The 13,412-nt window shown below is 65.5% G+C and carries 11 protein-coding genes; 4 read left to right on the forward strand and 7 right to left on the reverse strand.

Annotated elements, in window-relative coordinates; genetic code table 11:
- Window position 1 precedes the first annotated feature (1 nt).
- Window positions 2-703: a lipoprotein-releasing ABC transporter ATP-binding protein LolD gene (gene lolD, locus C722_RS0106750; protein WP_026083696.1), complete on the reverse strand. Its 702-nt coding sequence runs from the start codon at window positions 701-703 to the stop codon at window positions 2-4.
- Window positions 696-1,946, reverse strand: coding sequence for a lipoprotein-releasing ABC transporter permease subunit (locus C722_RS0106755; protein WP_017639770.1), 1,251 nt, complete (start codon window positions 1,944-1,946; stop codon window positions 696-698). Before C722_RS0106755 ends, lolD begins: the two co-directional genes overlap by 8 nt.
- Before the next feature lie 107 nt (window positions 1,947-2,053).
- Here C722_RS0106755 and C722_RS0106760 point away from each other — a divergent pair, with 107 nt between their 5' ends.
- From C722_RS0106760 to C722_RS0106770, 3 genes are read left to right on the forward strand one after another with little or no spacing between them, the layout of a single operon-like run.
- Window positions 2,054-2,605, forward strand: coding sequence for a PilZ domain-containing protein (locus C722_RS0106760; protein ID WP_017639771.1), 552 nt, complete (start codon window positions 2,054-2,056; stop codon window positions 2,603-2,605).
- Window positions 2,602-2,892 carry a phosphodiesterase gene (locus C722_RS0106765; protein WP_017639772.1) on the forward strand — a complete coding sequence of 97 codons (291 nt, stop codon included), beginning with the start codon at window positions 2,602-2,604 and terminating at the stop codon, window positions 2,890-2,892. The genes C722_RS0106760 and C722_RS0106765 overlap by 4 nt, the downstream gene beginning before the upstream one ends.
- Before the next feature lie 15 nt (window positions 2,893-2,907).
- Entirely contained in the window at window positions 2,908-3,624 is a 717-nt protein-coding gene (locus tag C722_RS0106770) for a glycerophosphodiester phosphodiesterase (protein WP_017639773.1), read from the forward strand.
- A gap of 490 nt (window positions 3,625-4,114) precedes the next feature.
- Here the strand turns inward: C722_RS0106770 and sthA are convergent, their stop codons facing one another.
- Both sthA and C722_RS0106780 read right to left on the reverse strand, forming a co-directional pair.
- Window positions 4,115-5,509, reverse strand: a complete 1,395-nt coding sequence (sthA, locus tag C722_RS0106775; protein ID WP_017639774.1) for a Si-specific NAD(P)(+) transhydrogenase — start codon at window positions 5,507-5,509, stop codon at window positions 4,115-4,117.
- 209 nt (window positions 5,510-5,718) lie between these two features.
- The gene (locus C722_RS0106780; RefSeq protein WP_017639775.1) at window positions 5,719-7,161 is read right to left on the reverse strand and encodes a glyceraldehyde-3-phosphate dehydrogenase; all 1,443 of its coding nucleotides are present in this window, start codon (window positions 7,159-7,161) and stop codon (window positions 5,719-5,721) included.
- 154 nt (window positions 7,162-7,315) lie between these two features.
- Between C722_RS0106780 and mfd the strand changes: the two genes are divergently transcribed.
- Window positions 7,316-10,765 (forward strand): transcription-repair coupling factor, encoded by a 3,450-nt coding sequence (gene mfd / locus C722_RS0106785; protein WP_026083697.1) that lies wholly within the window; start codon window positions 7,316-7,318, stop codon window positions 10,763-10,765.
- Window positions 10,766-10,810: 45 nt separating this feature from the next.
- Here mfd and C722_RS0106790 read toward each other — a convergent pair whose 3' ends face one another.
- The 3 genes from C722_RS0106790 to C722_RS0106800 all read right to left on the reverse strand — a co-directional run bounded on the left by C722_RS0106790 (window position 10,811) and on the right by C722_RS0106800 (window position 13,346).
- Window positions 10,811-11,551 (reverse strand): S-methyl-5'-thioinosine phosphorylase, encoded by a 741-nt coding sequence (locus tag C722_RS0106790; RefSeq protein ID WP_017639777.1) that lies wholly within the window; start codon window positions 11,549-11,551, stop codon window positions 10,811-10,813.
- Between the two features lie 11 nt (window positions 11,552-11,562).
- A complete protein-coding gene (gene nagZ, locus C722_RS0106795) occupies window positions 11,563-12,555 on the reverse strand; it encodes a beta-N-acetylhexosaminidase (RefSeq protein WP_017639778.1) in 993 nt (330 codons plus the stop codon).
- 80 nt (window positions 12,556-12,635) lie between these two features.
- Window positions 12,636-13,346, reverse strand: a complete 711-nt coding sequence (locus tag C722_RS0106800; RefSeq protein ID WP_017639779.1) for a TetR/AcrR family transcriptional regulator — start codon at window positions 13,344-13,346, stop codon at window positions 12,636-12,638.
- Window positions 13,347-13,412 lie beyond the last annotated feature (66 nt).

Consider the following 13,412-nt stretch of genomic DNA (forward strand, 5'->3'; position numbering starts at 1 on the left):
CTCAGACCTGCCGGGCCGGCGTGGCGTCGACCAGATGGCCTTCGTCCAGGCGCAGCATCCGGTCCATCTGGCCAGCCAGCACCTGGTCGTGGGTCACCACCAGGAAGGCCGTGCGCAGCGACGTGGACAACTCCAGCATCAAGTCCTGGATCCCATGGGCGGTGTGCTGGTCGAGGTTGCCGGTGGGTTCGTCGAGCAGTACCAGCTTGGGCTGGTTGACCAGGGCCCGGGCGATGGCCACGCGCTGGCGCTCGCCACCGGACAGCTCGGCCGGCTTGTGGCCCAGGCGATGACCGAGGCCGACCCGTTCCAGCAGCTTGGCCGCGCGCTCACGGGCTTCGCCGATGGAGGCCTTGCCGATCAGCAAGGGCATGCAGACGTTTTCCAGGGCACTGAATTCGGGCAGCAGGTGGTGGAACTGGTAGACGAAGCCCATGGCGCGATTGCGCAAGAGGCCGCGGGCCTTCTCGTTCAGCGCCGACAGCTCCTCGCCGTCGAGCCAGACACTGCCGCTGCTGGGGGTATCGAGGCCGCCGAGCAGATTCAGCAGGGTGGTCTTGCCCGATCCCGAACTGCCGACGATGGACACCCGCTCGCCCGGTTGCAGGGTTAGCTGGACGTTGCTCAGCACCTCGACGGTCTGGGGGCCTTCCTCGTAGCGCTTGCCCAGGTCCTGGCAACGCAAAACGGCTCGATCATTCATAACGCAGGGCCTCGGCGGGTTGGGTACGGGCGGCGCTCCAGGAGGGATAGAGCGTGGCCAGGAAGCTCAGGGCGAAGGACGCGCCGCAGACCAGCAGGACGTCGTGCAGCTGCAGCTGCGCCGGCAGGTAGTCGATGAAATACACCTCGGCGTTGAGGAACTGGTGCCCGGTGACCCGCTGCACCCAGGCCAGCGCGGCGCTGACGTTGAGCGCGGCGAGCACGCCCAGCAGGCAGCCGATGGCGGTGCCGATGACGCCGATGAAGGTTCCCTGGACCATGAACACCGCCATGATCTGCCGGGGCGTGGCGCCCAGGGTGCGCAGGATGGCGATGTCCGACTTCTTGTCGGTCACCACCATCACCAGGGTGGAGACGATGTTGAAGGCGGCCACGGCGACGATCAGCAGCAGCAGCAGGCCGATCATGGTCTTTTCCATGCCGATGGCCTGATAGAGATTGCCATGGGTGCGGGTCCAGTCGCGGGCGTACCAGTCGTTGCCGGGCAGCTGGCGGGCGATGTTCCAGGACACGTCCGGCGCCTGGAACAGGTCGTGCAGCTTGAGGCGCACACCCTGCACCGCGTTCGCCGGCCAGCGCTGCAGGCGCGCGGCGTCCTCGATGTCGATCAGGCCCACCGAGCCGTCCAGTTCGCCGGCGCCGACGCTGAAGATGCCCACCACGGTGAATCTCTTCATGCGCGGAAACATACCGGCGGGGGTCACGGCCACTTCCGGAGCGATGTAGGTGAGCTTGTCACCGATCTTGACGCCCAGTTTTTCGGCGGCCAGGGAGCCGATGATGATGCCGAAGTCGCCCGGCTTGAGGTCGTCGAGCCTCCCCTCGCGCATGAAGCTGGCGATGATCGAGACCTTGGATTCCTCGGCCGGGTCTATAGCGTTGAGCAGTACCGTCTGCACCGCCTTGTCGTGGGCCAGCATGCCCTGCAACTGGGTGAAGGGCGCCACCGCGGCCACCTGGCTGTTCTGCAGGGCCAACTCGCGCACGCTGCGCCAGTCGGTGACCGGCTGGTAGGACTCCACCGTCGCATGGGGAATCATGCCGAGGACGCGATCGCGCATCTCGCGGTCGAAGCCGTTCATGACCGACAGCACCACGATCATGACGACCACGCCGAGGGCCAGGCCGATCATGGAGGTGAGCGAGATGAAGGAAACGAAATGATTGCGGCGCTTGGCGCGGACGTAACGCAGGCCAAGGTAGATCGGCAGGGGTCTGAACATAGGCTCGCTTGCACGGCGGAAAGACGTAGGCGCCCTGCGGGTTGGACGGCGACACCGTGCCGGCTCGCCGGCTACACTCGGGGCCATCACCCACGGAGCGGCCCGACATGACCACCCCAGACGCGCGTGAACGGCGGGAATACTATCGCATCACCGACCGTATCGCACTGCAAATCAGCCCTGCCGACGGGGTCCCCGGCGAGACCGCGCCGCTGTTCGCACTCCTGAGCGAACTGCATCAGCTGGAATTCGAATCCCGTCACCTGCTGCGCAATCTGGACGAGCGCGATCGCGCCGTCACCGCCTGCCTGCGCCTGGTGCACAAGCGCCTCGACCTGCTTGGCCAGGCCTTTACCTGGAATCTCTTGCACGACAGCGGCGCGACCCGCGACGTGGTGCTCTCCGAAGGGGGCCTGGCCTTCGTCGATGCCGAGCCCTATGCCCTGGGCACCCGACTCGACCTACGCATGGCGCTGCCACCCCAGGGCCTCGGCCTGCAGGTGCTGGCCGAGGTGACCGGTTGCCAGGCCGTCAGTGGCGGATATGAGATCGGCACCAGCTTCATCGACCTGGAAGATGCCCAGCGCCAGTTGCTGGCGCGCCATGTCCTGCGCCAGCAGGCCCGGGTGCGCCGCGCCGACCGCGGAGAGGAGGCGTGAAACGTCCCTGGCTGGCCGCCTTGCTGCTCGGCATTGCCCTCCCCGGCTGGGCCGAGACCCTGCAGATCCCGCTGGGCCAGCAGGGCCAGGCCGGCACGCCGCTGCCCCAGCGGGGCGACAGCCGCAGCCAGGTGCTGGAACGCTTCGGCCTGCCCGACCAGGAGCATCCTCCGGTTGGCCGCCCGCCCATTCGCCGCTGGGACTATCGCGATTTCAGCGTCTATTTCGAAAACGATCGGGTGCTGGATGCGGTTCGTGAACTGCGTCGCCCCGCCCCTTCACCCTAGCGTCTAGGAGCCTTCATGACCCTCATCTATGGACACCGCGGGGCCCGCGGCGAAGCCCCGGAAAACACCCTGGCCGGTTTCGAGCTGTGCCTGGAACTGGGTGTCAGGCGTTGCGAGCTGGACCTGCACCTCTCCCGTGACGGCGAACTGGTGGTGATCCACGACCCCACCCTGAAACGCACCACCGGCCGGGGCGGCAAGGTCAGCGAAAAGGCCGTCGCCGATCTGGTCGCCCTGGATGCCCGCCAGGGTGGCCCGGTCTGGCCACGTCCCAGCCCCATCCCGACCCTGCGCGAGCTGTTCGAGAAGTGCCCCTTCGAACACTGGCAGCTGGAAGTGAAGAGCGCCTCGCGGGTGCGGGCGGCGCAGACCGTGAAGGCCATCGCCCAGCTGGTCGAGGAATTCGGCCTGCAGGAGAAGATCACCGTGACCAGTGCCTCGCGTGAGGTCCTGGGCGCCCTGCAGCGCGATACCCCCCATCTGGCCCGTGGCCTGGTGGCGGAATACGCCTGGCTGGATCCGCTCAAGGTGGCCGCCCACTACGATTGCCACCTGCTGGCGCTGAACTGGACGCTGTGCACCCCGGAACGCCTGCTCAAGGCCCAGCGGCAGGGACTGCACGTCTCGGTCTGGACGGTGAACGACGCCAGCCTGATGCGCCGTCTGGCCGATTTCGGCGCGGACAGCCTGATCACCGACTTCCCGAGCCTGGCGCAGCGGACGCTGGGGTAGGACCTGACGAATCGAATCCGAGCATCGTTGGGCTTCGCTGTGCTCAGCCCAACATACGGGTGCCGCATGGGATCGTAGGTTGGGCTGAGACGGCTCCATCGTCGAAGCCCAACAGCCCGAGTGAACCCAGCATCGTTGGGCTTCGCTGTGCTCAGCCCAACCTACGGGTGCCGCATGGAATCGTAGGTTGGGTTGAGACAGCTCTATCGTCGAAGCCCAACGGCCCGGAGTCGAACCCAGGCATCGTTGGGCTTCGCTGTGCTCAGCCCAACCTACGGGTGCCGCATGGAATCGTAGGTTGGGTTGAGACAGCTCTATCGTCGAAGCCCAACAGCCCGCGTTGAACCCAGGCATCGTTGGGCTTCGCTGCACTCAGCCCAACCTACCGGCTGCTCGCATTATCGCGGCCATGGGCCGCTCCTACAGAAGCATTACACCCTGTAGGAGCGGCCCATGGCCGCGATTGTGTCGGCGAGTAAAGCCGTCTCGGTCAAAACAACCGATTCAAGCCATCGAAAGCCGCCACCCGATAGGCTTCGGCCATGGTCGGGTAGTTGAAGGTGGTGTTGACGAAATAGCGGATGCTGTTCGCCTCGCCTTGCTGGTTCATGATCGCCTGGCCGATGTGCAGGATCTCCGAGGCCTGGTCGCCGAAGCAGTGCACGCCCAGCACCTGTAGGGTCTCGCGGTGGAAGAGGATCTTCAGCATGCCCACCGGTTCGCCGGAGATCTGCGCCCGCGCCATGCTCTTGAAGAAGGCCTTGCCGACCTCGTAGGGCACCCGCTCCTGGGTCAGCTCACGCTCGGTCTTGCCCAGCGAACTGATCTCGGGAATGGTGTAGATGCCGGTAGGGATGTCGTTGACTACCCGCCCGTTGTTGTCGTGCAGGATATTGTCCGAGGCCGAACGCCCCTGGTCGTAGGCGGCACTGGCCAGGCTCGGCCAGCCGATGACATCGCCCGCCGCATAGATGTTGGCAACCGAAGTCCGGTAATTTTCGTCCACGGTGACCTGGCCACGACTGTTCACCGAGATGCCCACGTTCTGCAGCCCGAGCTGATCGGTGTTGCCGGTCCGGCCGTTGCACCACAGCAAGGCATCGGCGCGCAGCTTCTTGCCGGACTTCAGGTGCAGGATCACGCCGTTTTCCTGGCCTTCGATGCGCTCGTATTCCTCGTTGTGACGAATGAGCACATTGTTGTTCTGCAGGTGATAGCTCAGGGCGTCGGAGATTTCGTCGTCGAGGAAGCTGAGCAGCTGGTCGCGGTTGTCGATCAGGTCGACCAGTACGCCGAGGCCGCTGAAGATGGAGGCGTATTCGCTGCCGATCACCCCGGCGCCGTAGATGATCAGCCGGCGCGGCGTGTGGGTCAGCGACAGGATGGTGTCGCTGTCGTAGATGCGCGGATGGCTGAAGTCGACATCCACCGGCCGGTAGGGACGCGAACCGGTGGCGATGACGACCTGCTTGGCCACCAGGCGCTCGAGGTCGCCGCGCTGGTTGACGATCTCGATGGTGTTCTCGTCGGCGAAGCTGGCGGTACCGAAGAACAGGTCGACCCGGTTGCGTGCGTAGTAGCCGGTACGGGATGACACCTGACGGGCGATCACCCGCTCGGCGCTGCGCAACACGTCGGGAAAGGAGAACCAGCGTGGCTCGCCGATGGAGCGGAACATCTCGTTGGTGTTGAACTGGATGATCTGCTTGACCGAATGGCGCAGGGCCTTGGAGGGAATGGTACCGAGATGGGTGCAGTTGCCGCCGACCACCTGGCGATTGTCCACCACCGCCACGCGGCGGCCATTCTTGGCGGCGTTCATCGCCGCGCCCTCGCCTGCCGGTCCCGAACCCAGTACCACCACGTCGTAGCTATAGACCGCCATGCTTTCTCCTCAGAAGGTTAGCCGTCCGCAGGCGACGGCTGGAGCCGGATCGCCTCGCGAGAGGCCAGATCCGGCGCGAGATCGCCCCAGGGGGCTGCGACCTCTTGTCACGGGCCGCTATTGTGGCGCAAAACCTGACCAAAACGAAAACGGGAGCCGCCTGGGCTCCCGCTTTTTCTTGCAAGTCAGCCTTGCCTAGGACGCAAGACTCAGGCCGGGAAGGCCGGCGGATTGACCCCCGCCATCTCTTCCAGCACCCGCACGACCTGACAGCTGTAGCCGAACTCGTTGTCGTACCAGACGTAGAGCACGACGCGGTTGTCGCTGACGATGGTGGCACCGGCGTCGACCACGCCCGCATGGCGGGAGCCGACGAAGTCGCTGGAGACTACTTCCGGCGAGTTCACGAAGTCGATCTGCTTGTGCAGCGGCGAGTGCAGCGCCATTTCACGCAGGTACTCGTTGATCTCGTCCTTGCTGGTGCCGTTCTCCAGGTTCAGGTTGAGGATCGCCATGGAGACGTTGGGCGTCGGCACGCGGATGGCGTTGCCGGTCAGCTTGCCAGCCAGTTCCGGCAGCGCCTTGGCCACGGCCTTGGCGGCGCCGGTCTCGGTGATGACCATGTTCAGCGCGGCGCTGCGGCCACGGCGATCGCCCTTGTGGAAGTTGTCGATCAGGTTCTGGTCGTTGGTGTACGAATGCACGGTCTCGACGTGACCGTTGACGATGCCGTACTTGTCGTTGACCGCTTTCAGGATCGGCACGATGGCGTTGGTGGTGCAGGACGCCGCGGTAACGATGGTGTCTTCGGCGGTGATGGTGTCATGGTTGATGCCATGCACGATGTTCTTCAGGCTGCCCTTGCCCGGTGCGGTCAGCACCACGCGGGAGACGCCCTTGCACTTGAGGTGCTGGCCCAGGCCTTCGGCATCGCGCCATCTGCCGGTGTTGTCGACCACGATGGCATCCTGGATGCCGTAGGCGGTGTAGTCGACGGTGGTGGGATCGTTGGAGTAGATCACCTTAATCAGGGTGCCGTTGGCGCACAGGGTGCTGTTGGCTTCGTCGACGGTGATGGTGCCGTCGAAGGAACCGTGCACGGAGTCGCGACGCAGCAGGCTGGCACGCTTGACCAGGTCGTTGTCGGCGCCCTTGCGCACGACGATGGCGCGCAGGCGCAGGCCGTCGCCGCTACCCTGGTGCTCGATGAGGATGCGCGCCAGCAGGCGGCCGATGCGACCGAAGCCGTAGAGTACGACGTCCTTGCCCTTGCGCTGCTCGACGCCCTGCTTGCCGACCACGGCGGACAGCTCGCTGCGCAGGAAGTCCTTAAGGTCGCGACCGGCACCCTCGGCCTTGAACTTCAGGCTCAGGCGGGCCAGGTCGATGGAGGCGGCGCCCAGTTCCAGCTCGCTCAGGGCCTTCACCAACGGGTAGGTGTCCTGCACGGACAGCTCGACGTTGTCGATCTGGCGGGCGAACCGGTGGGCCTTGAGAATGGAGATCACCGAACGGTTGACCAAACCGCGACCGTAAATCGAGGTCACAACATTGTTGTTACGGTACAGCTGACCAATCAGGGGAATCATGGCCTCGGCGAGCGCTTCGCGATCGATCCATTCTTCAAGGCACTGCTCAGGCTTCTGACTCACGACAAATCCTTCCCTATGTAGGAGCTGAAAAAAGGAACTACATTATGACCGCGCTGCCTGTCCCAGGCAATCGACGCGCGTCGCTGCACTGACAGCGCGAAAGCCCGGTCGTTACAATCCCAACCCTCCCAAAATCCACCGGAGTTCCGCCCGCGTGTCAGTTTTGCGTACCCCGTCAATTCCTGAAACCGCCGGCCGCCAGCAGTGGGGCAATCTGCCCGGCGCCGCGCTAGCCCTCGCCATCGCTGAAGCCGCCAAGGCCGCGACCCGCCGCTTCACCCTGCTGATCACCCAGGACAGCCAGACCGCTGATCGCCTGGAGCAGGAACTGCGCTTCTTCGCCCCCGAATTGCCGGTGCTGAATTTCCCCGATTGGGAGACGCTGCCCTACGATGTCTTCTCGCCACACCAGGACATCATCTCCCAGCGCGTCGCCACCCTTTATCGGCTGCCGGAGCTTTCCCACGGTATTTTGGTAGTCCCTCTGGCGACCGCCCTACACCGCCTGGCACCCACGCGCTTCCTGCTCGGCAGCAGCCTGGTGCTGGACGTCGGCCAGCGGCTGGACGTGGAAGCCACCCGCGCGCGCCTGGAAGCAGCCGGCTATAGATATGTGGATACGGTGTACGAACATGGCGAGTTCGCCGTGCGCGGCGCCCTGATCGATCTCTTTCCCATGGGCAGCAACCTGCCCTACCGGATCGACTTGTTCGACGACGAGATCGAGACGCTGCGCACCTTCGATCCGGAGACGCAGCGTTCCATCGACAAGGTCGACAGTATCCGCCTGTTGCCGGCGCGGGAATTCCCACTGCATAAGGAAGCCGTGACCGGCTTTCGCGCGCGATTCCGCGAGCGCTTCGACGTCGACTATCGCCGCTGCCCCATCTATCAGGATCTCGCCAGCGGCATCACCCCGGCGGGCATCGAGTACTACCTGCCGCTGTTCTTCGACGAGACCTCGACGCTCTTCGACTATCTGCCGGCCAACACCCAGGTGTTTTCCCTGCCGGGCATCGAACAGGCCGCCGAGCAATTCTGGACCGACGTCCGCAATCGCTACGAAGACCGCCGAGTCGATCCGGAGCGACCCTTGCTGCCGCCGGCCGATGTCTTCCTGCCGGTGGAAGACTGTTTCGCCCGGCTGAAGGCCTGGCCGCGGGTGGTCATCGGTGCGGACGATCTGGAATCCGGTGTGGGCCGCGAACGTTTTACCGCGCGGGCGTTGCCTGATCTGGCCATCGACGCCAAGGCCAGCCAGCCGCTGGCGGCACTGGAGCACTTCATCACCGATTTCCCCGGTCGCGTGCTGTTCACCGCGGAAAGCGCCGGTCGCCGCGAGGTGCTGCTGGAATTGCTGGCGCGGCTGAATCTGCGCCCTGGCCAAGTCGAAGGCTGGGCAGCCTTCCAAGCCAGTGCCGAGCGCATCGCCATCGCCCTGGCGCCGCTGGACGAAGGCCTGGTGCTGGATGACGCCGGTGTCGCCCTGATTCCGGAGAATCCGCTGTTCGGCCAGCGCATCATGCAGCGCCGCCGTCGCGAGAAGGGTCGTGACGCCGGCGAGAACGTCATCAAGAACCTCACCGAGCTGCGCGAAGGCGCGCCGGTGGTGCACATCGATCATGGCGTAGGCCGCTACATGGGCCTGATCACCCTGGAGCTGGACGACCAGCCCCAGGAATTCCTGCTGCTCGAATACGCCGACGACGCCAAGCTCTATGTGCCGGTGGCCAACCTGCACCTGATCGCCCGCTACTCGGGCACCGACGACGCTCTGGCGCCGCTGCACAAGCTGGGCTCCGAAACCTGGCAGAAGGCCAAGCGCAAGGCCGCCGAACAGGTACGGGACGTCGCCGCCGAGCTGCTCGACATCTATGCCCGCCGCGCCGCGCGCAAGGGCTATGCCTTCAAGGATCCGGCGGCGGACTACGCCACCTTCTCCGCCGGCTTCCCCTTCGAGGAGACGCCGGACCAGCAGGCCGCCATCGAGGCCGTGCACAAGGACATGCTGGCGGGCACGCCCATGGATCGCCTGGTCTGCGGCGACGTGGGCTTCGGCAAGACCGAGGTGGCCATGCGCGCGGCCTTCATCGCCGTGCACGGTGGACGCCAGGTGGCGGTGCTGGTCCCCACCACCCTGCTCGCCCAGCAGCACTACAACAGCTTCCGCGACCGCTTCGCCGACTGGCCGGTGCGAGTCGAGGTGATGAGCCGCTTCAAATCGGCCCAGGAGGTCGCCGCCGCCGCGCGCGAGCTGGCTGATGGCAAGATCGACATCATCATCGGCACCCACAAGCTGCTGCAGGGCGATGTAAAGTTCAAGGACCTCGGCCTGGCCATCATCGATGAGGAACACCGCTTCGGGGTACGCCAGAAGGAACAGCTCAAGTCGCTGCGCAGCGAGGTGGACATCCTCACCCTCACCGCCACACCGATTCCCCGCACCCTGAACATGGCCGTGGCCGGCATGCGCGACCTGTCCATCATCGCCACCCCGCCCGCACGGCGCCTCTCGGTGCGCACCTTCGTCATGGAGGAGCAGAACGCGGTGATCAAGGAAGCCCTGCTGCGCGAGCTGTTGCGCGGCGGCCAGGTGTACTTCCTGCACAACGAGGTCAAGACCATCGAGAAGCGGGCCCGCGAACTGGCCGAATTGGTGCCCGAGGCCCGGGTCGGCATCGGCCACGGGCAGATGCGTGAACGCGATCTCGAACAGGTGATGAGCGATTTCTACCACAAGAGATTCAACGTGCTGGTGGCCTCGACCATCATCGAGACCGGTATCGACGTCCCCAACGCCAACACCATCATCATCGAGCGCGCCGACAAGTTTGGCCTGGCCCAGCTGCACCAGCTACGCGGCCGGGTCGGTCGTAGTCACCACCAGGCCTATGCCTACCTGCTCACCCCACCGCGTAAGGGCATGACCCCGGACGCCGAAAAGCGCCTGGAAGCCATCGCCGGTGCCCAGGACCTGGGGGCCGGTTTCATCCTGGCGACCCACGACCTGGAGATCCGTGGTGCCGGCGAATTGCTCGGCGAAGGCCAGAGCGGCCAGATCCAGGCGGTAGGTTTCACCCTCTACATGGAAATGCTGGAGCGCGCGGTCAAGGCCATCCGCAAGGGCGAGCAACCCAACCTCGAAAAACCCCTGGGCGGCGGTCCGGACATCAACATGCGCGTCCCCGCGCTGATCCCGGAAGACTACCTGCCCGATGTCCATGCCCGGTTGATCCTCTACAAGCGCATCGCCTCGGCAGCGGACGAAGACGCACTAAAGGAGCTGCAGGTGGAGATGATCGACCGCTTCGGGCTCCTGCCGGAACCAACCAAGAACCTGGTACGCCTGACGCTGCTCAAGCTGCGTGCGGAGGGCCTGGGCATCGTCAAGGTGGATGCGGGACCCCAGGGCGGACGGCTGGAATTCGCCGCCGATACCCAGGTGGATCCGCTGGTGCTGGTGAAGATGATCCAGGCGCAGCCGAAGAAGTATCGACTGGAAGGCGCGACCCTGTTCAAGTTCCAGGTGCCGATGGAGCGGGCGGAAGAACGCTTCAACGTCCTGGAAGCCCTCTTCGATCGCCTGACGCCCGCCGCCAGCTGAGCGAAGAGCCGCTCCCGGGGCATCCTGGGAGCGGCTCGGGTGCTATCAGCCCGTCAGCACCTCGGCCAGCACCTGCCGGACCTCATCGATGCCGCTGGCGAGGACGGCTTCGATCTCAGCCATGGTGATTTCCCGCTGCACCTTGCCGGCGGCCGGATTCACCACCAGCGCCAGGCAGGCATAGGGCAGACCCAGTTCCCGGGCCAGGGCCGCTTCCGGCATTCCGGTCATGCCGACGATGTCGCAGCCGTCGCGCTCCAGGCGGACGATCTCCCCTGCAGTCTCCAACCGCGGCCCCTGGGTCGCGGCGTAGACGCCGTGGTCGCTGTGCGCCAGTTGCAGCGTGCGCAGTGCGCTCAGCAGCCGCTGACGCAAGGGCTCGTCGTAGGGAAAGCTGAAGTCGATGTGGGTGACCTGCTCCAGGTCCGCGCCTTCGAAGAAGGTATGGCCGCGCCCCCAGGTATAGTCCACCAGTTGATGGGGCACGCACAGATGGCCGCTGCCCATGGCCGCATGGATACCGCCCACGGCATTCACCGCGACGATGGCGTCGGCACCGGCCTCCTTGAGCGCCCAGAGGTTGGCGCGGTAGTTGACCTGATGCGGCGGAAGGCGATGGGGATGGCCATGGCGCGCCAGGAACAGCACCTCGCGGCCAGCATAGCGACCGCGCCGCACGGGTGCCGAAGGCTCTCCCCAGGGCGTTTCGAAGGTCTGGGCCTGGTCCAGCTCCAGGCCGGCGAGCGCGGTGAGGCCGGTGCCTCCGATGATAGCGTAGGTGGTCATGGATACGTCCTCTAGATGAGTTCAGCCTGGCGCAGCCGCTGCAGGGCAAGACTCCACTGCGGCTGCTGCCGATAATCGAGATCGACGTGGCGACGAGCCCTCATGCTGGCCAACCGTGGCGCGGGCGAAACGCCCAGCTGCTGTACCCGGGTCAGGGCCAGCTCGGCCGCCGCGCGATCGTTGCAGACCAGTCCCATGTCGCAACCAGCGCTGAGGGCCGCTTCGACGCGCTGACCGGCATCGCCGGCCACATGGGCACCGGCCATGGACAGGTCGTCGCTGAAGATCACCCCCTGGTAATCCAGTTCGCCGCGCAGGATGTCCTGCAGCCAGCGTCGGGAAAAGCCGGCCGGCTGGGGATCCACGGCAGGATAGATGACATGGGCGGGCATGACGCCACCCAGCGCTGGCAGCAGCGCCTGGAACGGGCGCAGGTCGGTGCGCAGCAGGGTGTCCAGATCGCGCTCGTCGGTGGGAATGGCATAGTGGGAATCGGCTTCGGCCCAGCCATGCCCGGGGAAATGCTTGCCCGTGGCGGCCATGCCGGCGTCACCCATGCCGGCGATGAAGGCACCGCCCAGCCTGATCACCTGCTCGGCAGCGCCGAAGGAGCGCAGGCCTATGACCTGACTGCGCCCATGGTCGACGTCCAGCACCGGAGCGAAGCTGAAGTCCAGCCCCACCGCCAGGATCTCGGTCGCCATGATCCAGCCACAGAGCCGGGCCAATTCCAGGCTGTCCGCGCGACCGCCCAGCTGCCCCATGGCCGGCAGCCGTACCACGTCGCGGCGCAGGCGCTGCACGCGACCGCCTTCCTGGTCCACGGCCAGCAACAGCTCCGGGCGCACCGCGCGGATCGCGCGGCACAGTTCGCGGACCTGCCCCGGGGTTTCGATGTTGCGGGCGAACAGGATCAGTCCGCCCACCTCTGGCTGGCGCAGCAGCTGACGATCCTCGGCGGTGAGCCAGGTGCCAGCGATATCGACCATCAGGGAGCCTTGCATGGGTACCTCGTCCGAATGCTCCGGCGCATGGCGCCGTGAAAGGGACGCAAGCTTACCCCAGCCACCCTCGATGCCGCAGCCTAGTAGGTCTCGGCCGTCTCCACCGCGACTGGCCGCCGCGGCCGATACTGGGCCTGGGCCAGCTCCGGTGCATGCATCGCCGTCGGCGCCCGCATGCCGGTGGCGAGGAAGGGGACCATCAGCCGCAGCACCTGGTCGGTGTGGGTATCGACGCCGAAATCGTTCTCGCCGATCGCCCGCAGTGCCTTGATGCCGGACATGCTGAACACCGCCGCGCCCAGCATGAAGTGGGCGCGCCAGAACAGCTCCAGGGGCGGAATCTCGGGCACGGCGCGGTTCACCAGCAGCAGGAAGCGGCGGAAGGCACGCCCATAGGTCTGTTCCAGGTATTTGCGCAGGTGGCCTTGGCTCTGGCTGAACGCCAGACCCAGCAGACGCATGAACACCGAGAGGTCATTGCCATGCCGTGGCTTGATGGCCAGGGAGTGGTCCACCAGCAGATTCAGCAGCGCCTCCAGGCTCACCTCTTCCCCGTTCTTCGGCTGCCACTGATCCAGATCCCGCTCCAGGTTGAAGCAGAAGGGATCGAGAAAGCGCGAGAACACCGCCTGGATCAGGGCCTTCTTGGAGCCGAAGTGATAGTTGACGGCCGCCAGATTGACCCCGGCGCGGGTGGTGATGAGTCGCAGCGAGGTTTCGGCAAAGCCGCGCTCGGCGAACAGTTGCTCGGCCGCATCCAGAATGCGCTCCACGGTATCCGACTGCGCCATGACCTTCCTCGATAGATGAATTTCCGTTTGAAACATATGTTTCAAACGCTATCCAAGTCAATCGCA

The sequence above is a fragment of the Pseudomonas sp. 313 genome (genome assembly GCF_000316965.1).
Lineage (GTDB): Bacteria > Pseudomonadota > Gammaproteobacteria > Pseudomonadales > Pseudomonadaceae > Chryseomonas > Chryseomonas benzopyrenica.

What these genes read in the sequence shown, in the direction of transcription:
- lolD (WP_026083696.1), bottom strand. Translation starts at nt 703, where the DNA reads ATGAATGATCGAGCCGTTTTGCGTTGCCAGGACCTGGGCAAGCGCTAC.
- C722_RS0106755 (WP_017639770.1), bottom strand. Translation starts at nt 1,946, where the DNA reads ATGTTCAGACCCCTGCCGATCTACCTTGGCCTGCGTTACGTCCGCGCC.
- C722_RS0106760 (WP_017639771.1), top strand. Translation starts at nt 2,054, where the DNA reads ATGACCACCCCAGACGCGCGTGAACGGCGGGAATACTATCGCATCACC.
- C722_RS0106770 (WP_017639773.1), top strand. Translation starts at nt 2,908, where the DNA reads ATGACCCTCATCTATGGACACCGCGGGGCCCGCGGCGAAGCCCCGGAA.
- sthA (WP_017639774.1), bottom strand. Translation starts at nt 5,509, where the DNA reads ATGGCGGTCTATAGCTACGACGTGGTGGTACTGGGTTCGGGACCGGCA.
- C722_RS0106790 (WP_017639777.1), bottom strand. Translation starts at nt 11,551, where the DNA reads ATGACCACCTACGCTATCATCGGAGGCACCGGCCTCACCGCGCTCGCC.
- nagZ (WP_017639778.1), bottom strand. Translation starts at nt 12,555, where the DNA reads ATGCAAGGCTCCCTGATGGTCGATATCGCTGGCACCTGGCTCACCGCC.
- C722_RS0106800 (WP_017639779.1), bottom strand. Translation starts at nt 13,346, where the DNA reads ATGGCGCAGTCGGATACCGTGGAGCGCATTCTGGATGCGGCCGAGCAA.